General features: G+C 75.3%; 25 protein-coding genes. 6 read left to right on the top strand and 19 right to left on the bottom strand.

Going from position 1 to position 18,593, the window contains the following annotated elements; all coding sequences use genetic code 11:
* The first annotated feature begins 2 nt into the window (after positions 1-2).
* Positions 3-308 (top strand): type II toxin-antitoxin system RelE/ParE family toxin, encoded by a 306-nt coding sequence (locus F6X51_RS14635; protein WP_150964408.1) that lies wholly within the window; start codon positions 3-5, stop codon positions 306-308.
* The gene (locus tag F6X51_RS14630) at positions 305-586 is read left to right on the top strand and encodes an addiction module antidote protein (RefSeq protein WP_150964407.1); all 282 of its coding nucleotides are present in this window, start codon (positions 305-307) and stop codon (positions 584-586) included. The genes F6X51_RS14635 and F6X51_RS14630 overlap by 4 nt, the downstream gene beginning before the upstream one ends.
* Here F6X51_RS14630 and F6X51_RS14625 read toward each other — a convergent pair.
* The 10 genes from F6X51_RS14625 to F6X51_RS14580 form a co-directional block, all read right to left on the bottom strand.
* A complete protein-coding gene (locus F6X51_RS14625; RefSeq protein WP_150964406.1) occupies positions 523-1,071 on the bottom strand; it encodes an NlpC/P60 family protein in 549 nt (182 codons plus the stop codon). The genes F6X51_RS14630 and F6X51_RS14625 overlap by 64 nt on opposite strands.
* 10 nt (positions 1,072-1,081) lie before the next feature.
* A complete protein-coding gene (locus F6X51_RS14620; protein ID WP_150964405.1) occupies positions 1,082-1,972 on the bottom strand; it encodes a DUF2163 domain-containing protein in 891 nt (296 codons plus the stop codon).
* A 14-nt stretch (positions 1,973-1,986) separates the two neighbouring features.
* Positions 1,987-2,628 carry a DUF2460 domain-containing protein gene (locus tag F6X51_RS14615; RefSeq protein WP_150964404.1) on the bottom strand — a complete coding sequence of 214 codons (642 nt, stop codon included), beginning with the start codon at positions 2,626-2,628 and terminating at the stop codon, positions 1,987-1,989.
* A gap of 83 nt (positions 2,629-2,711) precedes the next feature.
* Complete coding sequence (locus tag F6X51_RS14610; protein WP_150964403.1) at positions 2,712-3,290, bottom strand: phage tail tape measure protein; 579 nt, start codon at positions 3,288-3,290, stop codon at positions 2,712-2,714.
* Between the two features lie 46 nt (positions 3,291-3,336).
* The gene (locus F6X51_RS14605) at positions 3,337-3,471 is read right to left on the bottom strand and encodes a phage tail assembly chaperone (protein WP_322098528.1); all 135 of its coding nucleotides are present in this window, start codon (positions 3,469-3,471) and stop codon (positions 3,337-3,339) included.
* A 17-nt stretch (positions 3,472-3,488) separates the two neighbouring features.
* Positions 3,489-3,872: a gene transfer agent family protein gene (locus tag F6X51_RS14600; protein ID WP_150964402.1), complete on the bottom strand. Its 384-nt coding sequence runs from the start codon at positions 3,870-3,872 to the stop codon at positions 3,489-3,491.
* A gap of 16 nt (positions 3,873-3,888) precedes the next feature.
* Entirely contained in the window at positions 3,889-4,299 is a 411-nt protein-coding gene (locus tag F6X51_RS14595; protein ID WP_150964401.1) for a phage major tail protein, TP901-1 family, read from the bottom strand.
* A complete protein-coding gene (locus tag F6X51_RS14590; RefSeq protein WP_246696809.1) occupies positions 4,296-4,739 on the bottom strand; it encodes a DUF3168 domain-containing protein in 444 nt (147 codons plus the stop codon). The genes F6X51_RS14595 and F6X51_RS14590 overlap by 4 nt, the downstream gene beginning before the upstream one ends.
* A gap of 8 nt (positions 4,740-4,747) precedes the next feature.
* The gene (locus tag F6X51_RS14585) at positions 4,748-5,104 is read right to left on the bottom strand and encodes a head-tail adaptor protein (protein ID WP_150964399.1); all 357 of its coding nucleotides are present in this window, start codon (positions 5,102-5,104) and stop codon (positions 4,748-4,750) included.
* 29 nt (positions 5,105-5,133) lie between these two features.
* Positions 5,134-5,733, bottom strand: a complete 600-nt coding sequence (locus F6X51_RS14580) for a head-tail connector protein (protein WP_150964398.1) — start codon at positions 5,731-5,733, stop codon at positions 5,134-5,136.
* Positions 5,734-5,775: 42 nt separating this feature from the next.
* On the opposite strand from F6X51_RS14580, the gene F6X51_RS14575 reads away from it, so the two are divergent.
* Together F6X51_RS14575 and F6X51_RS14570 are read left to right on the top strand one after the other, a co-directional pair.
* Entirely contained in the window at positions 5,776-6,525 is a 750-nt protein-coding gene (locus F6X51_RS14575) for a S1 family peptidase (protein WP_150964397.1), read from the top strand.
* A gap of 175 nt (positions 6,526-6,700) precedes the next feature.
* Positions 6,701-7,570, top strand: coding sequence for a S1 family peptidase (locus F6X51_RS14570; protein WP_150964396.1), 870 nt, complete (start codon positions 6,701-6,703; stop codon positions 7,568-7,570).
* Between the two features lie 508 nt (positions 7,571-8,078).
* Here F6X51_RS14570 and F6X51_RS14565 read toward each other — a convergent pair.
* From F6X51_RS14565 to F6X51_RS14530, 8 genes are all read right to left on the bottom strand, one after another.
* Positions 8,079-8,324 carry a hypothetical protein gene (locus tag F6X51_RS14565; protein WP_150964395.1) on the bottom strand — a complete coding sequence of 82 codons (246 nt, stop codon included), beginning with the start codon at positions 8,322-8,324 and terminating at the stop codon, positions 8,079-8,081.
* A complete protein-coding gene (locus tag F6X51_RS14560; protein WP_150964394.1) occupies positions 8,317-9,432 on the bottom strand; it encodes a hypothetical protein in 1,116 nt (371 codons plus the stop codon). Before F6X51_RS14560 ends, F6X51_RS14565 begins: the two co-directional genes overlap by 8 nt.
* Before the next feature lie 197 nt (positions 9,433-9,629).
* Complete coding sequence (locus F6X51_RS14555; RefSeq protein ID WP_150964393.1) at positions 9,630-10,928, bottom strand: phage major capsid protein; 1,299 nt, start codon at positions 10,926-10,928, stop codon at positions 9,630-9,632.
* Positions 10,929-10,951: 23 nt separating this feature from the next.
* On the bottom strand, positions 10,952-11,476 hold the full coding sequence (locus F6X51_RS14550; RefSeq protein ID WP_150964392.1) for an HK97 family phage prohead protease: 525 nt from the start codon (positions 11,474-11,476) through the stop codon (positions 10,952-10,954).
* A gap of 113 nt (positions 11,477-11,589) precedes the next feature.
* Positions 11,590-12,762, bottom strand: coding sequence for a phage portal protein (locus F6X51_RS14545; RefSeq protein WP_150964391.1), 1,173 nt, complete (start codon positions 12,760-12,762; stop codon positions 11,590-11,592).
* 354 nt (positions 12,763-13,116) lie between these two features.
* The gene (locus F6X51_RS14540; protein ID WP_150964390.1) at positions 13,117-14,394 is read right to left on the bottom strand and encodes a DNA-packaging protein; all 1,278 of its coding nucleotides are present in this window, start codon (positions 14,392-14,394) and stop codon (positions 13,117-13,119) included.
* Positions 14,339-15,214 (bottom strand): hypothetical protein, encoded by an 876-nt coding sequence (locus F6X51_RS14535; RefSeq protein ID WP_150964389.1) that lies wholly within the window; start codon positions 15,212-15,214, stop codon positions 14,339-14,341. Before F6X51_RS14535 ends, F6X51_RS14540 begins: the two co-directional genes overlap by 56 nt.
* Positions 15,215-15,363: 149 nt before the next feature.
* Positions 15,364-15,615: a hypothetical protein gene (locus F6X51_RS14530; protein WP_150964388.1), complete on the bottom strand. Its 252-nt coding sequence runs from the start codon at positions 15,613-15,615 to the stop codon at positions 15,364-15,366.
* Positions 15,616-15,965: 350 nt separating this feature from the next.
* Between F6X51_RS14530 and F6X51_RS14525 the strand changes: the two genes are divergently transcribed.
* Positions 15,966-17,009, top strand: coding sequence for a sensor histidine kinase (locus F6X51_RS14525; protein WP_150964387.1), 1,044 nt, complete (start codon positions 15,966-15,968; stop codon positions 17,007-17,009).
* Between the two features lie 165 nt (positions 17,010-17,174).
* Positions 17,175-17,606 carry a SufE family protein gene (locus F6X51_RS14520; protein WP_150964386.1) on the top strand — a complete coding sequence of 144 codons (432 nt, stop codon included), beginning with the start codon at positions 17,175-17,177 and terminating at the stop codon, positions 17,604-17,606.
* A gap of 40 nt (positions 17,607-17,646) precedes the next feature.
* Here F6X51_RS14520 and F6X51_RS14515 read toward each other — a convergent pair whose 3' ends face one another.
* The gene (locus F6X51_RS14515) at positions 17,647-18,564 is read right to left on the bottom strand and encodes a DUF6456 domain-containing protein (protein ID WP_246696808.1); all 918 of its coding nucleotides are present in this window, start codon (positions 18,562-18,564) and stop codon (positions 17,647-17,649) included.
* Between the last annotated feature and the right edge of the window lie 29 nt (positions 18,565-18,593).

The raw sequence follows: 18,593 nt of genomic DNA, 5'->3' as shown, positions 1-18,593 counted from the left end.
GGGTGCCGACGATCCTCGTGTCAGACGTCTTCAAGCGCTGGCTGAGCGGCCTGCGCGATCAGCGCGCCAAGGCGCGCATCGCGGCGCGGATCCGGGCCGCGACCCTCGGTCATTTCGGCGACGTCGAACCGGTGGGCGATGGCATCTTCGAGATGCGCATCCACGATGGCCCGGGCTATCGCCTGTACTATGTCAGGCGGGGCGAGGCGATTTACCTGCTGCTCGTCGGCGGCGATAAATCGAGCCAGAGCCGCGACATCCGGAAAGCGAAGGCGATGGCCGTCGACCTCGATCGAGATCTTCCATGACCCGCTTCACACCCTTCGACGCGTCCGAATTCCTCGACAGCGAGGACGCCATCGCCGCATACCTCGCGGCGGCTCTGGAGGATCCCGATCCGGGCCTGTTCGTCGCGGCGCTGGGCGATGTCGCCAAGGCGCGCGGCATGACGGAGATCGCCCGGGAGGCCGGGCTCGGCCGCGAGAGCCTCTACAAGGCGCTCACGCCCGGATCGAAGCTCCGCTACGAGACCGTCCGCAAGGTCATGGACGTCCTCGGCGTCAAGCTGACGGTCTCGTCGGGCTGAGTGCCGGCGGCCCCCGGAGAGGCGGCGCCCGGAAACCGGAACGCGTGCGCGAGGTGGCGCCGCCACCAGGGCGTCAGGGCGACCTCGGCCACCCGCGCCCCGTCATGGGCGTGGATCATCGTCCCGGCGCCTGTCGCGACGGCGCAGTGGCGGGCGGGCAGGTGCCGCCGGAAGGCGAAGAGCAGGACGGCGCCGGGCTCCGGCCCGTCGCGGGCGAGGGCGAGGGGGACGAGGTGGCGCCCCGCGGCCTCCGCCAGCGGGTCGGTGCCGGCGGGCGCCGATTCCGCCCAGGAGGCGGCGTAGGGCGGGGCGGCCTCGGGCTCGGGCCCGAGCACCCCGCGCCAGACCCCCCGGATCAGGCCGAGGCAGTCGCAGCCGACCCCCTTCAGCGAGGCCTGGTGCCGGTAGGGCGTGCCGAGCCAGTCCCGCGCCTCGGCGACGATGGCGGCGGGGTCGATCTCGATCGCGGTCGCGCGGTGGCGCATGGCGCTCTCCTCAGGGGCCCGGGGCGGGGCGGAACAGGCTGCCGCCGTCGAGGCCGGGGCCGGAGCCCGGGGCCGGGCGCAGCACGACGTCGTTGCCCGGCAGGTGCGGGAAGCCCTGAAAGTTCACCGTGTTGGCGAAGGTCCCGGCGCAGGTGGCGAGGCGCTTGTCGCAGCCCGGCGTCAGCGTGAGGGCATCGCCCGGCGCGACCGGGCGCGGGGGCGCCTCCCAGAGCTCCACGAGGCCCTCCGCATGCGCCCGCACGTCCGCCGCGAGCCCCAGATTGGCGCCCCCGGTCCAGGCGAGGCGGCCGCCCGCGAAGGTCGCGTCGGGGGCCGGCCGCCCGAGATCGAGCGCCAGCACGCCGGGGCGGGGCACCGCCCGCACGGTGGCGGGGACGCGCAGGCGCGCGGCGTCGACCCGGCAGAGCGGATCGCCGAGATCCGCCCCGCAGGTGGCGCGGTAGCTGCGCCCGCGCTCGGCATCGAGGCTGTCCATCACCCCGCGCAGCTCCGCCACGAAGGCGTTGCCGGCCCGGCGGATCTCGCCCAGCGTCCCGATGTCGAGGAGGAGGCGGGTCTCCGGGTGGGTCCAGTCGACGAGCCAGGTCTCGACGGTGGCCCCGTCGTAGAGCCCCCCGGCGATGTCGGCCTCGCTCAGCCCGAGGGCGCTGAGCGCCCCCGCCACGTCCCCGCCCGAGACCGCGAAGCCGAGCTCCCGGCTCGCCTCGGCCGCCTCGAGGCCGGTGCGGGCCTCGTGGACGAGCCCCCCGAGGCTGAGGTCGCGGTCGTGGTCGGTGAAGCCGAGGGCGCGCCCGTCCCGGCGCCGCAGGGCCCAGCACTGGCAGAGCGTCGTGGCGCCCTCCTGGAGGCGGGCCGCGAGGTCCGGGGGCAGGTCGCGCATCGGGGGGCTCCGCCTCAGGGTACGATCTCGATCAGGGGCACCTTCGGGATCTCGCCCGCCGTGAAGGCCTCGAGGTTCACCAGGAGGGTGTCGGTGTCGAAGCGGACCGGCACGTCGAACTCGAACCCCGCCGTGACCGCGGCGCCCGGCGGCGGGGCGGCGCCCGGCGCGAAGGTGATCAGCCCGGTGGCGGCCTCGCAGGCGAAGCGCGCCCGCGCCACCTCGACGCCCGCCACCGCGACCCGCACGCTCTCGGCGACGGGCTTGGCGATGGCGCGCCGATAGGGCGCCGGGCCGGTGCCGTAGGTCTTGGCCAGCGCGAACGCCCGCGCGGCCCCGTCGCCGGTCCCGAGCACCTGGTCGGCCGGGCCGACCGCGCGGCCCGGCGGCCCGGAGCGGAAATCCACCCGGTCGCGGTAGCGGAAGCCGTAGAGGCGCCCGCGCCGCTCCTCGAAGAAGCTCAGGACGGCGTGGAGGGCGTCGAGGCTGCGGATCCCGAAGCCCGCATCGTAGCGCCGGCGCGAATCCGCCCAGCGGCTGTTGCGGTGCTCGCGGCCCGAGGCCAGCGTGACGATCTCGGTGAGCCGGGTCGGGCCGCCGCTGCCGCGCAGGCTGACGTCGAGGGGGAAGCGCACCTCGTGGAAATCGGCGGGCATGCGGGGCTCCTGACGGTTCCTGGCGGGGCTCCTGGAGGGGCTCCTGGCGGGGCTCCTGGCTGGGCTCCTGGCGGGTTCGGGCCTCAGAGCGCGCGCTGCCCGCGGGCGACGGCGCGGGCGAGGTCGGCGGCGACCTGCGCCTCGGAGCGGCGGAAGCCGGCGAGGTCCGGGGTCGCGATGTTGACGGTGACGCTGACCGGCCGGCCGGCGGCGCCCGCGGCCACGCCGAGGCGCCCGTCGCTGCCGCGGCGCAGGGGCAGGATCGCCTCCGGCCCGGCCTCGCCCATCAGGCCGGTGCCCCCCTGCATCGGGAAGTAGGTCGGCGCCGCCACGACCCCGCCCCCCGCGAAGGGCCGCACCCGGCCGGCCCCCACCACCCCGCCGCGCGCGAAGGGCGTCTCGTCCCCGAGGGAGGCGGCGCTCATCAGGCCGTTGACGAGGCCCGTGACGCCCCGCTTCACCGGGCTCAGGGCGGCCTTGGCGGCGATCCCCGCGAGCTTGCCGGCGAGCGAGCCCAGCACGCCGTCGAGCTGGCGCCCGGCCCCGAGGTTGCGCGTCAGCGCCCCGGACAGGCTCTGCCCGAACCGCTGGGCCAGCCGGTCGAGGGTGTCGAGCTGCTTGATGCGCGCCGCGTTGGCGCGGTCGAGGTCGGTCTCGGGCATGGGGGCTCCGGGGGATGGGGGCTCCGGGGGATCGGGGGGCATCCGCTCACCCGTCCGGGAACGCCGCGAGGAGGCGCGCGAGGTCGGTGCGGCGGAGCGGATCGCGGGCGGGGGCGGGCCCGGCCGCGCGGGCGAGCTCGCGGGGCGTCGCCGCCCAGAAGGCGGCGGGCGGCCAGCGCAGGCGGTGCAGGCCGAGGCTCAGCGCCGCGTCCCACGGGAAGGCGGGGATCGCTCCCGGCTCGGGGCCCCCCGTGGCGCCGGAGGGTCCGGGTCGGGATCCCCGAACGCCGCCGCCAGGACGGCGCCGAGGGCCCCCGTCACCGCGTCGAGGCCCCCCGCCAGGGGAAGGCGCGCCACCGCGGCGTCGTCGAGGTCGTGGCCGCCGCCGCGGAGCGCCGCGCCGAGGAGCGCGATCAGGTCGCGGCTCGCGAGCCGGCCCCCGGCGAAGCGCTCGGCGAGGCCGGCGAGGTCGCCCGCCGCCAGCGCGTCCTCCAGCTCGGCGAGCGCCCCGAGGGTGAGGCAGAGGGTGTAGCGGGTCTCCCCGAGGGCGAGGGGCACCTCGCCGCGCCTGCGGTTCGCCATGGCCGCGCCGCCTCCCTCAGAGGGCCGTGAAGGCGAGGGCGCCGGCGGAATCCAGCGCCATGTCGAAGGTGACCTCGCCCGCATGCTCGCCCCGATACTCGAGGCTGACGATCTGGAACGGCCCCTCGATGGTGCCGAAGGCCGGCACCACCACCTGGAAGGTCTCGATCACCCCCTCGAAGAAGAGGTGGCGCAGGCGCAGGTCCGAGGCCTCGTCCCGGAACACCCCCGAGCCCGCGATGGCGGCCCGGCGCATGCCCGCCCCCGCCAGCAATTCCCGCCAGCGCCCGGCGGAATCCGCGTTGGTGACGTCGACGGCCTCGGCGTTGAAGGCGATCTGCCGGGCGCGCAGGCCCGCCACCGCCGTGAAGCCGCCGGCGCCGTTGCCGGCCCTGATGAGAAGGTCCTTGCCTTTCTGGGCGGTCATGTCGGGCTCCGGGCTGGGTCTGAGGCGGCCTCGGTGACGGCCGCGAGGGTCAGGGTGGCGCGGGCCTCGCCGCTGCGCGGGTCGCGGGTGGCGGCGAGCGCCAGGACGCGGCAGGTCACGAGGGCGTGGCCGGCGAGGACGAGGCCGGGGTCGGTGAGGAGCCCCGCCATGAGGGCCGCCGCCTCGAGGGCGGTCCGGCTCGATCCGGGCCTCGCGAACACCACGAGGGCGAGGGTGTGGGCGTGGCGCTCGGCCCCGTCCACGGAGGCGTCGCGGATCTCGGCATCGCCGAACAGCGCGTAGACGGGGGAGGCCCCCCGCGGTGGCTCGTCGTGGAGGCGCAGGCTCCCGCCCATCAGCCGGGCGAGGGCGGCGTCGCCCGCGAGCCGCGCCAGGATCGCGGCCCGCATGGCGAGGAGCGGCGAGAGGGGGAGGGCCATGGGCGCGCTCATGCGCCGGCCCCCCCGATCTCCTCGACGCGGCAGACGAGGTCGCGCCCGCCGGCCTCGGCCTCCGCGATGCTGCGGATGGCGAAGCGGCGCGGCCCGCAGGCGAGGCGCATGGCGGGGGTGAGGCCCGGCCGCCTGCGCAGGGTCACCTGATGGGTCGGGACCGGGTCGGCGCGCCCGCCCGCCACGCGCTCGGGGGCGCCGAGCGGGACCATCGCCCCCCAGAGCAGCGGCCCGGCGACGTAGCGGCGGATCACCCCGCCGAAGCCGTCGGGCTCCTCGACGGGGGTCTCGAGCACGAAGCGCCGCCGCCGCGCCCCGAGGGAGGGGCGGCGCGGGGCCGGGTTCTGTGCCATGGCGGATGTCCGGATGCGAGGGAAGGGGGTCAGAGGAGCAGGCGGCGGAAGGGGGCGGCGAGCGCCGCGACGTCGGCGGGCAGCCCCCGCGCCCGGCCTCCGTCGAGCCCCCCGCCGAGCCCCCCGCCGGGCTCGTCGCCCCTGTGCTCGAACCAGGAAGCCGCGAGGCGCCGGATCGCCAGCCCCAGGGGCGCCGGCAGGGCCGGGCCGTCGCCCCCGAACCCGGCCGCGAGGTCGATGACGAGGGGGGCGCCCGTCGGGTCCAGCGCCGGGTCGATCCGCAGGGACGCGACCTCGAGCCCGTCGCCGCGCAGCTGCACCAGGCCCGGCGCCAGCTCCGCCACGGTGCCGTTCGGCCCCGCGCGCCCGGCCCGCAGCAGGGCCGTGACGGGGCTCAGGGGGAGCGGCAGGACCGCGCCCGCCGGCCACTCCGCCAGGGTGAGGCGGAAGCGGCCCGGCACCAGGATGCGCCGCGTCTCCTGCTCCAGGGCGATGCGGGCCGCCCCGACGAGGGCCATGACCAGGCCGTCCTCGGCGCCGCCGTCGTCGGGGTCGAGGCGGAGATAGGCCCGCATCTCGGCAAGCGAGACCGGCTCGACGCTCGGCGCCTCGACGCGTATCGGGGTCATCGCGGGTCTCCGGTCTGGCCACGGGGCGCTTGGGGGAGTGTGATGGTTGCGAATCGGATCGGGGGCGGCCTGCGCGGGATCGCGGCGGGCCTCGTTCTCGCCGGCGCCCTCGCGGGGCCGGCGCGCGCCGTGATCGGCGGGCGCGAGGCGCCGGAGGGGGCGGCCGCGAGCGTGATGGTCCTGTCCTCGGATGGCGGCGTCTGCAGCGCCGTCGTGCTGAGCCCCGACACGGTGCTGACGGCGGGCCATTGCGCCGCCGGCCGGGCCGAGCACCGGGTGCATTTCCGCGACGAGGCCGGGCAGCCGGTGCTGGTGGACCTCGCCGCCCGGACGGTGCATCCGGGCTACGATTCAGGCGCCATCGCGGGGCGGCGCCGCTCGATCGACCTCGCGCTCCTGCGCACCGCCACGCCCCTGCCGCCGCGCTTCCGCGCCGCCGCGCTGAGCCCCGCCCTGCCGCGGGCCGGCGAGACCCTGACCCTGGCGGGCTACGGCGTGGCCCGGCCCGGCGAGGCCCGCAGCACCGGCACCCTGCGCGCCGTGGGGCTGCCCGTGGTCGAGCCCTACGGGCCGAGCCGCATCCTGGTCTGGCTCAAGCCCGCCGCCGGCCGGGCCGGGGCCTGCCAGGGGGATTCCGGCGGCCCGATCACCGGGACGGGCGGGGTCCTGGCCGTCTCGGCCTGGGTCGGGGGCGCCTGCGGGACGCTCTCGCAGGGCGTGCTCCTCGGGCCCCAGCGCGACTGGATCGACCGGACCCTCGCGGGCTGGGGCCGCGCGGCGACCTGGGAGTGAGGCCGGGCGCGGGCGACGCGGCGCGCCGCGTCGGCGCGCCGCCTGGACAACCCGGTGCGCCGGCTGTGTAGTCCGCCGGACCGGGGCCGTGGAACCTTAGCTTGGCCGGCCCATTGCCTTACGCTACGCTCGATCGGCCTTCGTCCCCGATGGCACCCGGTTGCGGGAGAGACAGATGTTCGCGATCCCGCTCCGCACGGCGTGCCTGGGCGCCCTCTTCGGCCTCGGCCTGATGCCGCTGCCCGCCGGGGCGGTGATCCAGGGCCAGGTCTCGCGGGACCCGAACGGCCTGCGCGCCTCGGTGGTGCGCATCGAGAGCACGCAGGGCGAGATCTGCTCGGGCACCCTGATCGCCCCCGACCTCGTGCTGACGGCGGCCCATTGCGTGATGCACCGGGCCGGCTACAGCGTCATCGCGGTGGACCGCAGCTTCCGCCAGCGCCGCGTCGGCACGGTGGCGGCCTCGATGCACCCGGATTTCGTGCCCGGCACCACGCCGGAGGACCAGCCCGGCGTCGACCTCGCGCTGATCAAGCTGGCCGAGCCGCTGGGCTCGGACTTCCAGCCCCTCGATCCCCGCGGCGGCGGCGGCATCGCGACGGGCGAGACCGTCGACATCGCGGGCTTCGGGGTCGTCGCCGAGAACCGGCGCAACACCGCCCGCACCCTGCGCGAGGCCCACCTCGTCTCGATCGGTTCGCTGCAGGTCGCCAACCGCGTCACCGTGGTGACGGACCGGCGCCGCCTCGCCGAGACCGCCGGCGCGGGCGCCTGCCTCGGCGATTCCGGCGGCCCGATCCTGCGCGGTGGCCCCGGCGGCTACCAGATCGTCGGCGTCGTGAGCTGGTCGAGCGGCGCGATGCAGCAGAATTCCCGCCAGCGCACCGCCTGCGGCGGCTTCACCGCCGTGACGCCGATCGGCGAGCACGCGGGCTGGATCAGCTCCCGGGCGGCCGAGCTCGGCCAGATGCAGGCGAGCGACCCGATGCCCCGCGGGCGCGGCAACCGCTCGGACTGGATGGCGCGGCCGGCGCGGCCGCGCTGAGGGCAGGGCGCATCGTGCGGTCGGGGCCTCCGGCGTGTGGACCAGGGCCTTCAGGGACCAATCGCGGCCCCGGCCGTCGAGGCCGATCCCGGCGGCACGATCGTCGCGGCCCCGTGCGTAGCGCGTGACGAAGGCGTCCTTGGCCGCCAACGCTGCTGACTTCGAAGCTAGCAAGTGCTCGCGCCGGTCGGCCATGCTCGAAATCCTTCAAGGACGCGGATGACTATCGACGCTTGACAAATCGAGGACTGTCTGGATCGGGTTCGCATCACTGATGCCATGGTTCGTTCCGGAGAACAGGAGGCCGACCGGCCGTCCTTCCTGCGTCGCGACCAGAGCACCGTTGTCGCCGGCCTCGCGCTCGTGCGCGGCCGCGTGGTGGCCTGGGCCCCGACCTGAGCCTCGACCTGGGCCCTGACCTGAGCCTGCCCGGGCCGGTTGCCCGCATCATCGCCGTCACCGCGATCGTGACGGCGCATGAGACCGACCGCCCGCGCCGAGGCGGCGGTCAGTACGCCTTGGCGTGGCCCGTCACCTGCACCTCGACGTCGAAGTCCCGGAAATGGTCGGGCAACTCCCGGGCCGCCGAAGGAGACGGCACGAAGACCTTCACGGCCCAGCCGTCGCCGCTCTGGTTGAGACCGAGGCCGACTGCGCGGTCGGCTCGGCCACTGGCGTACAGGGAGGTGAACGCGTCCTTGGCCTCCATGGCAGCTGGGCGCGACGCCCGAAGCTTGTCTCGCTGGTCAACCATGATCGGCTCCTTCACCCCCGGTGTAGATATCGATCTCGAGTGAATTTAGAACAGTCTGGATCGGATTTGCATAGGTGATGCCACGGCCGTGCCGTCCCCCGGTCTTCGTCCCTGCGAACAGGAGGGCGACGGGCCGCCCGTCCCGGCTGCAGATCAGCGAGCCGCTGTCCCCTCCCTTCGAGAAGGTCTCGCTGATGCCGGCGACCGCGACCTGTTGATTGAACAGGGCGTATTTGGGTCTCGGGCCGCCTATCATCTGCACCTTGACGTTGTTGACGCCGACCGCCTCGACCGTACCTTCTGTGAATCCCGTCGTGCGACCGACCTTCTGCACCGGCACGTCGTCGAAGATGAGATCTTCAGGCTCGCCGATCGTCCACGCCCGCGGGCTCGTCGACAGGACGTCCATCGTGCATCCGTCGCAGCCGATGCCCTCGGACAGGAGCGCGAAGGCGCAATCGACGAGATTGGCGGCGTCGGGCGTGAAGTCGATGGGGACGTACTCGTGAAGGGTCGCGACCTGGTTCACCGATCCGCGCCTCGGGCCACCGTCCAGCCGCCCGGGCTGCAGCACGATATCGCCTCGCACGCCCCTGTTGGTGTTCGCCAGCACGTGATTGTTCGACAGGATGCCGATCCCGCCGCCGTTCCGGCTGACGCCGAAGCACCCGATCGTTCCCGCCGTGACCCGATGATGGCCCACCGATGCGCCCATGCGCAGCGGCCGGCAATGACCCGTGTTCGCGGGCGCCTGCCGGCGCACGGGACCCGTGACGATGACGCGCGCCTCATTGCCGGCGATGCGCATGGCGGCTTCGACGACGGGATGGTGGATCAGGCGCCGGCGCTGGATGAAGATCCCGAGTTTCAGATCGCCGTCGGATTGGCTCCTGTCATTCGACTTGACGATGCCGACGGCGATCTGTTCTTTCGGATCGAACGTCTTGTTTCTGCGCGCCATGATGATGTCATGATGTGCTTCCGTGCCGGGAGATGCTACGAAGATCGGCTGATCGTCTTCGTCTGATAAGGGCGATACGATTTCAGAATATTTGAAAGCTCGGAGAAAAACCTCCGCCTTGGCATTCTCGGCCCCATCAAGATTCATGATAATCAGTCCGGAAGCAAATCAAGGGCTTCATCGTCGAGCCCTTTAAGCGGTTTATAAAGACGATTGTTCCTGGAACAGAGCCTTATAGTTCACGAGAACGAGATTTGTCCCCAAATTTCCGGGGCGTTGCCGCACCGCCGCACCGCCGCGCGGGCGGGCCCCCCGGGATGCTCCCCGGGGGGCCCGCCATTGGCTCAGGCGAATTTCATGAGCTTGATCGCCTCGTGGTCCTGCACGCCGCCGCCGACCCGCTTGGTGGTGTAGAACAGCACGTAGGGCTTGGCCGAGTAGGGGTCGCGCAGGACCCGCAGGCCGGTGCGGTCGACCACCAGGTAGCCGCGGCGGAAGTCGCCGAAGGCCAGGGACAGGCTGCCGGCGGCGGCATCCGGCATCGCCTCGGCCTCGGTGACGGGGAAGCCCAGCAGCATCGCGGCCCGGTCGGCGGCGAGCGGCGGCTGCCAGAGGTAGTTGCCGTCCAGGTCCTTGAACTTGCGGATGGCGCTCTGCAGCCGCCGGTTCATCACGAAGCCGGCGTTCTGGCGGTAGCCGGCGCGCAGGGCGTAGACGAGGTCGAACAGCACGTCGGCCGGGTTCTGGGCCGGGAAGGCCCCGGCCGCGCCGGTCCCGACAAAGCCGATCTTGCCCGGCATCCAGGCGGCGTTGGCGACGAGGTCGGCGCTGAGGAAGCCCTTCGGCCGGCTCACCCCGTTGCCGGTCACGAAGGCGACGCTCTCCTGCTCGGCGAAGGCGGTCTCGACCTCGTCGGCGAGCCAGGCGTCGATGTCGACCACGGCGTCGTCGAGGAGGGTCTGGGTCGCGGCCGGCATGGCGTAGAGCTCCATCGCCGGGACGTTCAGCTCCGACAGGGCGGGCCCGTCGGTCTGGGGCCGGGGCGCGGTCTCGGCGACCCAGCCCGCCTGCGGCGCACCCGTCGCGACGGCCCGCTTGTACTGGCCCCCCGAGATGGTGCGCACGCTCGCGATGGCGCGGATCGGCGAGAGCAGGCCGAGGCGGCGCAGCACCTCGCGCTCGATCGTGGGCGGCACGAGGTAGCCCCCGTCCGGGCCGGAGCCCGCCGAGAGGGCCTTCTCCTCCAGGCGCTTCAGCCCGGCGCTCTCCCCGGCCCGGACATAGAGGTCGAAGGCGGCCTTGTGCTCGGCCCCGAGGGGGTCGCGGCGGGGCTCCGGGCCGGCGAGGGGCGGGCGGGCCCGGTCGAGGCTGAGGCGGTCGAGGCGGGTGCGGGCGGTGTCGAGGGCCGCGTCGATGCGGGCGAGCTTCTCCTCGGTCAGGACGTCGCCCGGGCGGCGCCCCTCGAGCGCGGCGAGGCGCGCGTCGTTCGTCTCCTTGAAGGCCTCGAAGGCGGTGGCGAGCTCGGCCAGGGCGGCCTTGGCCTCGCCCGGGCCCCCGGGGCCGGCCCCCGCCTTGTTCTCCAGGCCGGCGCCGGTCTCGAAGGCGGCGGCGGATTGGGGCTCGATCGCGCTGTGCTGGGACATGGATGCCTCGTGGCTCGGGGGAATCAGGCCCGCGCGGCCGGCCGCAGCCGGATCGCGGGACGGTGGGCTGGCGGGGGCGCGCGGCGCGGCGCGAGGCGCCGGGCGAACGCGCGGATCTCGGCGGCGAGGGGGGCGCCCCCCGCCGGCGGCGCGGTGCGGGCTCCGGGCTGGAGCGGGAAGGTGACGAGGGAGATCTCCCAGAGGTCGACCGCGCTGAGCCGCCGGTAGCCGGCCCGGTCGGGGGCGGCGGAGAGCGTCCGGAAGCCGATCGAGAGCCCGTCGAGGCCGCCCTCGCGCATCAGCGCGTCGACCTCCCGGGCCCGCTGCACCGCGAGGTTGAGCCGGCCCTCCACGAGGAGCCCGCGCGCGTCCTCGCGCAGCGCCAGCCAGCGCCCGATCGGCTCGGCCGGATCGTGCTGCCAGAGGAGCCGCACGCCCGCAGGCCCCCGCCGCGCCAGGCTTCCGGCGAAGGCCCCGCGCACCACCACGTCGCGCCCGAGATCGGGCACGCCGAACAGGCTGGCATAGCCGGTGAAATGGCCGTCCATCGCACTCCCCTCCGGTGAGCCGGGGCGGCCGCGCCGGCCCGGGCTTGGTGATCCGGGCTTGGTGATCCGGGCTTGGTGATCCGGAATTGGCAGCCGGAGGCGGCCCGCCGGCCTCAGCCCTCCGTCCCCGGCCCGTAGCCCACCGCCGCGCGCTTCTCGTCGGCGGTCAGGAACGCCGCGCCCTGCAACCGGCGCCAGAGGGATTCGCGCTCGGGCGCCAGCGCCTCGACGGCGTCGAGGTCGGGTTCGAGGCTGGCCGGCCCGAAGGCGGGCTCGAGCCAGTGGGCCAGCGAATCGGCGGTGCGGCGCACCAGGGGGATCACGGTCTGGCGGTAGAAGGCGCGGTTCGCCTCGGCGTAGTTGGCGTGGGTGTTGTCCCCCGCGAGCCCGAGGAGCAGCGGCGGCACCCCGAAGGCGAGGGCGATCTCGCGGGCGGCCGCGGCCTTGGCCTCGACGAAATCCATGTCCTTGGGCGAGAGCGCCAGGGGCTTCCAGTCGAGCCCGCCCTCGAGCAGCAGCGGGCGCCCGGCATTGCCCGCCCCCTGGTAGTTCGCCTCGAGCTCGCCCTTCAGCCGGCTGAACTGCGCCTCGCTGAGGACCGAGCCGGCGCCGTTGGCGAAGACGAGGGCGCCGGAGGGGCGGGCGGCGTTGTCGAGGAGCGCCTTGTTCCAGGCGCCCGCCGCGTTGTGGATGTCGAGGGCCACCGCCGCCGCCTCCATGGGCGAGAGGCCGTAATGGTCGTCGGTCGGGTGGAACAGGCTCAGGTGCAGGATCGGCGGCACGCCCTCCCGGTCCTGGTCGTAGCGCAGCGTCCGGCCCCCGGCCGCGTAATCGTAGGCGGCGGGCCAGCCGTCGGGCCCCGGCACCACCCGCATCCGGTCGGGGCGCAGGGCGTAGAGTTCGCGCGGGCGCCCGTCGAGGCTCACGGCCTCCAGGTAGGCGTTGCCCGAGACCATCAGGTGCCCGTAGAGCGTCTCCATCAGCCGCGCCCCGCCCTCGCGCGGGTTCGGCCGGGCGAGCAGCGCGGCGACGGGCCGCGCCGCCTCCGCGCCCGGCCCGGTCAGGATCAGGGGCAGGGACGCCGCGGCCTCGGCCACCAGCCGCACCGCCCGGTGCACCACGGCGTTGCGCTGGAACCCCTCGCGGGCGAGCGCGGTCCCGTCCCGGGCCGTCCACACCGCCCGGCCCTCGCCGGTGAGGATGAAGGCCGGCCCGCCGAGGGGCGCCCCCTTGGCCGCCGGCACGTAGCCCGCCGCCCGCGCCAGCCGGGTGATGAGGTTCGGCATGGGGTGACCTTTCGCGAGCGATGATCCTCCCCCGTGCGGGAGAGGTTTGCCCGCGGAAGCGGGCCGGGGTGAGGGGTGCGACCTCTCCGGAAAAGTCGCATCCCTCACCCGGTCGGCTTGCGCCGACTCGACCTCTCCCGGACGGGAGAGGTGGGCGAGCCGCCGCTTCGGGAGGGCGGGTCGATGGGTGCGGGTGGCGCGACGGGCCCCCTCTCCCGGCCGGGAGAGGGTTGGGGTGAGGGAGGCGCGTTGTCCGAAGAGGTCGCACCCCGCACCCGCTCCGCGATCGTGCACGCGACCGCTCCCGGACGGGCGAAGTGGGGCGCCCGTCCGGGACGGCCGGCCCCCGGCCCCCTAAAGCCGCCGGATCCGCGGTTCGGGGCCGGGGCGGAGCAGCAGGTGGGTGATCGCCCAGACCAGGGCGTCGAGGCGGTCCGGGGAGGCGCCCGAGGTGAGGCCGTCGGGGCCGAAATCGCACATCTCGTCCTCCAGCGCCGGCAGCGGGCCGACATGGTGGACCCGGCCCTGCGCGTAGAGCACCGAGACCGGCTCGGCGCGCAGGTACTTGCCCCGGGTCGCCCGCACGGCGGTGACGGGGACGCCGGGATCGATCTCGGCGAGCACGGCGGTCGCCATCTCGCCGCCCTGGTTGACCTCGACCACGAGGCTGTCGGCCTGGAGCCGGTGGTAGAGGGCGAGGGCCGCCGAGGCCCAGGCCTGCGGGGTGGCGCGCCGCAGCGTCGCGTCGGCGAGCACGAAGGCCCGGGCCCCGTCGCTGCCCGCCGCCACGATCCCGCAGGCATCCGCCCGCGGCCCGGAACTCGCCGGGGGATCGACCGCCACCACGATGCGGCCGAGCTCCGGCGCCCGCGCGCGGCGCCCCGCCTCGATCCCGTCCCGGCTCCAGAGGGCGTCGGCCCGGTCCTCGATCAGCGCGCCGTCGAGCTCCTGGCGGCCGAGGCGGGTGCCGGCGTAGCGCCCGACCACCGCCTCCAGGAAGGCCGGCGCGAGGTTCCGGGCGTTGTCGGCGGTGCGGGCCCGGCTCACCACCACGCCCGGGTCGCCGAGGAGGCGCCGGATCAGCGGGATCGGCCGCGGCGTCGTGGTCACCAGGTGGCGCGGGCGGCGGCCGAGGCGCAGCCCGAACTGCAGCATGTCGTAGGCGGCCTCCGGGTGGCGCCACTTGGCGATCTCGTCGGACCACGCCGCCCCGAACTGGGGGCCGCGCAGGGAATCCGGCTCCTCCGCCGAGAAGGCCAGGGCCACGGCCCCGTTCTCCCATTCGAGGCGCCGCCGGGTCGGGGACCAGCGCGGCCGCGGGCCCCGGGCCGGCAGGCCGAGGAGGCCCGAGGGCCCCTCGATCATCACGTCGCGCACATCCGCGTAGGTCTCGCCCACGAGGGCGATCCGCCCCACCGCCTCCGCCGTGAAGGCGGGGTCGCCGAGGGCCAGCGCGCTGACCCACTCGGCGCCCGTGCGGGTCTTGCCGCAGCCGCGGCCCCCGATCACCGCCCAGGTGGTCCAGGGGGCGAGGGGGCAGGGGGGCAGCTGGTCGGCCCGGGCGAGGTGGAGCCAGTCATGGCTGAGCACCGTCAGGAGCGGGGCCGGCAGGCTCGCCAGGAAGGCCGGCATCCGGCCGCTCGCCTGCGAACGCCGCATAGCGCTGCGCGATCGCCGCGCGCAGGGCGGGCAGGTCGCGGGCATGGGGCAGGGTGCCCGGGATGGTGCCCGGGACGGCGCCCGGGAATCCGGCCGGGACGTTGCCCGCGAAGGCCTGTGCCGAGGCGGGGTCGTGCGCGTCGCCATCGTCCCCTCCCGTCCCGTCGCCCGTCCCGTCGCCCGTCCCGTCGCCCGTCCCGTCGCCCGGCGCGTCGGCGCCGGCCGCATCCGGCCACCCCTCGGCGGCCTCCAGCTCGTCGAGCAGGCGCTTCAGCCCGCCGAGGTCGCGCAGGACCCGGGCCGAATCCGAGACCCCCGGGCCCTGGCCCTGGAGCGCGGCGTCGAGACCGGCATCGAAGAGGGCGATCTGCCGGGCGACGTGCCCGCGCAGGGCCGCCCGCAGGCTCGGCCCGTCCCGGGTGCGCTCCGCATCCGCCGGGGCGGGGGGCAGCCCGGCCCGGCGCCGGCGCCCGAGGAGGCCGCAGGCCCTGAACAGGCGCCCCCCGCCGGAGCGCGCCGCCCCCAGGGCGGCGGCGAGGTCGGCGAGGTCGACGGCCGGGTTGTGGTAGAGCCGGACGAGGGCCGCCCGCCGCGCCTCGGGCCAGAGGGCCGGGTCGAGGGCGAGGGGCTTCGCGTAGGTCGCCGGGCGCCAGCCGGCGCGCCGGTTCCAGGTGCTGACGGTGTTGGCGGGTACGCCGGTCTCGGCCGCGATCGACGCCATGGTGCGGTCGGTCGCGCACATCAGGCGCGCCACCGCCTCGTGCGCCTCCGGAGGATGGCCCGCCAGCGGCATGTCCCCCTCCGTCGCCCGTCTCGTCACACTTCTGGAGCGTGGGTCATGGATAGCCGAGGAGCGTCGCGCTGTCAACCATAAAAGCCTATTTTGAGCTTTTATTCTGATCGGGCCGGGTGGCCGGTGGCGGACGGGGCGCGGTCGCGCCCTCAGGCGGAGGGCGCGTCGAGGCGGCCCCGGTGGCGGGCGACGAGGCCCCGGATGGTCGGGGTCAGGGAGGAGCGCACCGGCCAGGATTCGAGGGCCTCCGCGAGGTCCGCGGCGGCCCGGGCCTGGGCGCTGAGGCCGTCGAAGCCCGACAGGTAGTCCCAGATCGCCCGGTCGGCGGTCTCGACCCCGACCGGGTCGTCCGCGGCGATCAGGGCGTCGAGGACCTTCAGGATGGACTCGAGGGGTGTCATGCGGCCGATATGGGGCGGGGGGCGGAGCCCTTCCATAGGCGCGCGCCTGCCGTCGGTGCGGCCCGGGCCTTGCCGCGCGCCCGGCCTCAGGGCCCCGCATCCCGGCGCGCGCTGGACCGGGCGTCGCGCGGCCGGGCCGGGTGGCAGGCCCGGGGTCGCGGCAACCCTCGGTCGTGATCCCCCGGCGCTCCCGGCTCCAGGCCGGCTCCAGGCCGGCTCCAGGCCGGCTCCGAGCCAACTCCGAGCCGGCTCCAAGCCGGCTCGGAGCCGGAACGGCGCACCGCTCGGCACGTTGACCGGCGCCTGCATTGCGCACATCAGCCAGGAGCAACGGGCGAATCGGGAGCATCATGGCAGCCGACACACCATCGACCGGGACGACGCCGGGCCGCTTCGAGGTCGGAGATGCCTTCCGGCGCTTCGCCGATTTCGTGCCGCTGATGATGTGGCGCGCCGACCCCGAGGGGCGCGCGGTGCACCACAACGAGTGCTGGCTCACCTTCACGGGCCGCACCGCCGAGGAGGAGATCGGCGAGGGCTGGCGCCGCGGCCTGCACCCGGACGATTTCGACCGGCACGCCACCCTGGTGGCGGACGCCTTCGCGGCGCGCGAGCCCTTCACGGTGGAGTTCCGGCTGCGGCGGCACGACGGCGCCTATCGCTGGCTCCTCGAGACCGGGCGCCCCCTCGAGGACGAGGGCGTGTTCCACGGCTATCTCGGCTCCTGCTTCGACATCACCGACCGCAAGCACGCCGAGGAGAACATCGAGAAGGCGCTCGTCGAGAAGGAGACCCTGCTCGCCGAGGTCTACCACCGGGTCCGCAACAACCTGCAGGTGATGGTCAGCCTGATCGGCCTCTACGGCCGCGCCGCCCCCGACCTCTGCCGCGGCAGCTTCGAGGCGCTGGGCCAGCGGGTGCGGGCGATCGCGCTGGTGCAGCAGCACCTGCACGAGGCGCCCCACATCGCCTCGATCGACCTGCGCGACTACCTCCACCGCCTCGCCTCCGGGCTCGGGCAGCTGCGCCGGGCCGGCCGCATCGGCGTCACGGTGGGCGGGCGCGGCACCAGCTTCGTCGAGCCCCGCACCGCCAACGCCCTCGGGATGATCGTGGCCGAGATCGTGGCCGAGTGCCTCGACGCCACCGCCGAGAGCGTGGCCTGCGCCATCGCGATCGACATCGACGCCACGGCGGGGGGGCCGGTGGGGCTCAGCATCGTGTCGGGGTCGGGGGACGCCGTCGCGGCGGGGCGCCCGAACGTGCCGAAGCTCGGGCCACGCCTGATCGCCGCCTACGCGGCCCAGGCCGAGATCGCCGTGCGGGGCACGGCGACCCTGGCCGACCCCCTCGAGCTGCAGCTCCCCGAGGCCCGGGTCAGCGCCGACGCCTGAGGCGGGCCGCTCCCGCCGGCCCGGCCTCGCCGCACCCGGCCTTGCCGCACCCAGCCCTGCCGCACATAGCCTTGCCACCTTGCCGCCTTGTCGCGGCCGAGTCGCATCGAGGCGCGCGCGGCCCTATATCCTCCCCGACGCCCCTTCGACCTCAGCCGGCTGCCGATGCTTCCTCCGATCCACACCATCATCGAGAACTTCGAACTGATCGAGGACTGGGAGGAGCGCTACAGCTACGTGATGGAGCTCGGCCGCGCGATGCCGCCGCTGCCCGCCGACAAGCACAGCGAGGCGAACCGGGTGCATGGCTGCGAGAGCCAGGTCTGGCTCGACTCGCATCTCGACACCGCCCAGGACCCGCCCCGGGTCAGGCTCCTGGGCGACAGCGATTCGAGCATCACCCGCGGCCTCGTGGCGATCATGATCGCGATCTACGACACCAAGCCGCCGGACGCGATCCTGGCCACCAACGGCCTCGACGTGTTCAAGCAGCTCGATTTCGGCAACCACATCAGCTCGAAGCGCGCCGGCGGCCTGCGCGCCATGGACGAGCGCATCCACCGCGAGGCGCGGAAGCTCGTCCAGCCGGCGCAGTGAGCCGCGCCCTCCGGCGCCGGCCCCCAGGAGGGATCCGCCCTCAGGCCCGGGCCCGCCACAGCCGGGTCCGGGCCCGCGCGGGCCCCACCGCCTCGCGCTCCAGGCCGTAATGCTCCGCCAGCCGCCCGAGGGCGATGCGCGCCACGACCTTGGCGGAGCGGGCCGGCCAGCGCCGCTCCAGCTCGATCCGCTCGAGGCCCTTCAGGTGCCCGCAGAGGTCGAGGAGCAGGCCCGACAGGTCGCTGCCCACCGCGTCGAGGGCGCCGCGCACCCGCTGGCGGGCGGCCAGGATCGCGTCCGAGGCCGAGGCGGGGTCGCGCGGGCCCGAGCCGTCGACCCGCGGCGCCCCCCAATCCGTCCCCATCCGGGGCAGCATCATGGCGCCCGTCATGTCCCGGCGCAGGCGCTCGCCGGCCTCGTAGGAGGCGGCGTCGAGGAGGGGGGCGCCGTCGCGTCCGCGCCGCCGCGCCATCCAGGCGAGGGGGCTCTCGGCGGCGTCGCGCAGGCGCGCCTGGGCGCTCGCTTGGGCGCCCCCCGGGGCGCCGGGCGCCTCCGCATCCGGCACGAGGTCGAGGTGCTGGCCGAGGAAGGCCGCCTCCGGGCCGAGCTCGCGGACGGCCGCGGCGCGCCGCAGCCGGGCCTGGCCGGCGGGGCCGAGGCTGAGCCGTCCGCGGGGGCCGGGCTCCCGCGCCGCGAGGTCGGCCGCCACCAGGCTGTCGCCGGCCGGGGCGGGGAAGCGGCCGCCCCCGACCGAGACCCCGGCGCCGCCGCTGCGCAGGATCAGGGTGCCGTCCTCGATCGGGTCCGGGATCGCGTAGGCGCCGGGGGCCGCGAGGGCGGCGAGCAGGCGGAGCGCCTCGCGGGACAGCGGGGCTTCGGCCGCCGAAGCGGGGCGGGAAGCGGCGCGGCAAGAGGAGCGGGAGGGGGAGCAGGAACCGGATCGAGGGTCTTTGTTCATGATTTGTTCCGCCACGCACACGCAACGGA

It is taken from the genome of Methylobacterium planeticum (assembly GCF_008806345.1).
Lineage (GTDB): Bacteria > Pseudomonadota > Alphaproteobacteria > Rhizobiales > Beijerinckiaceae > Methylobacterium > Methylobacterium planeticum.
Note: the sequence above shows the minus strand (reverse complement) of the source record. Positions and strands in the feature narration are given on the sequence as shown.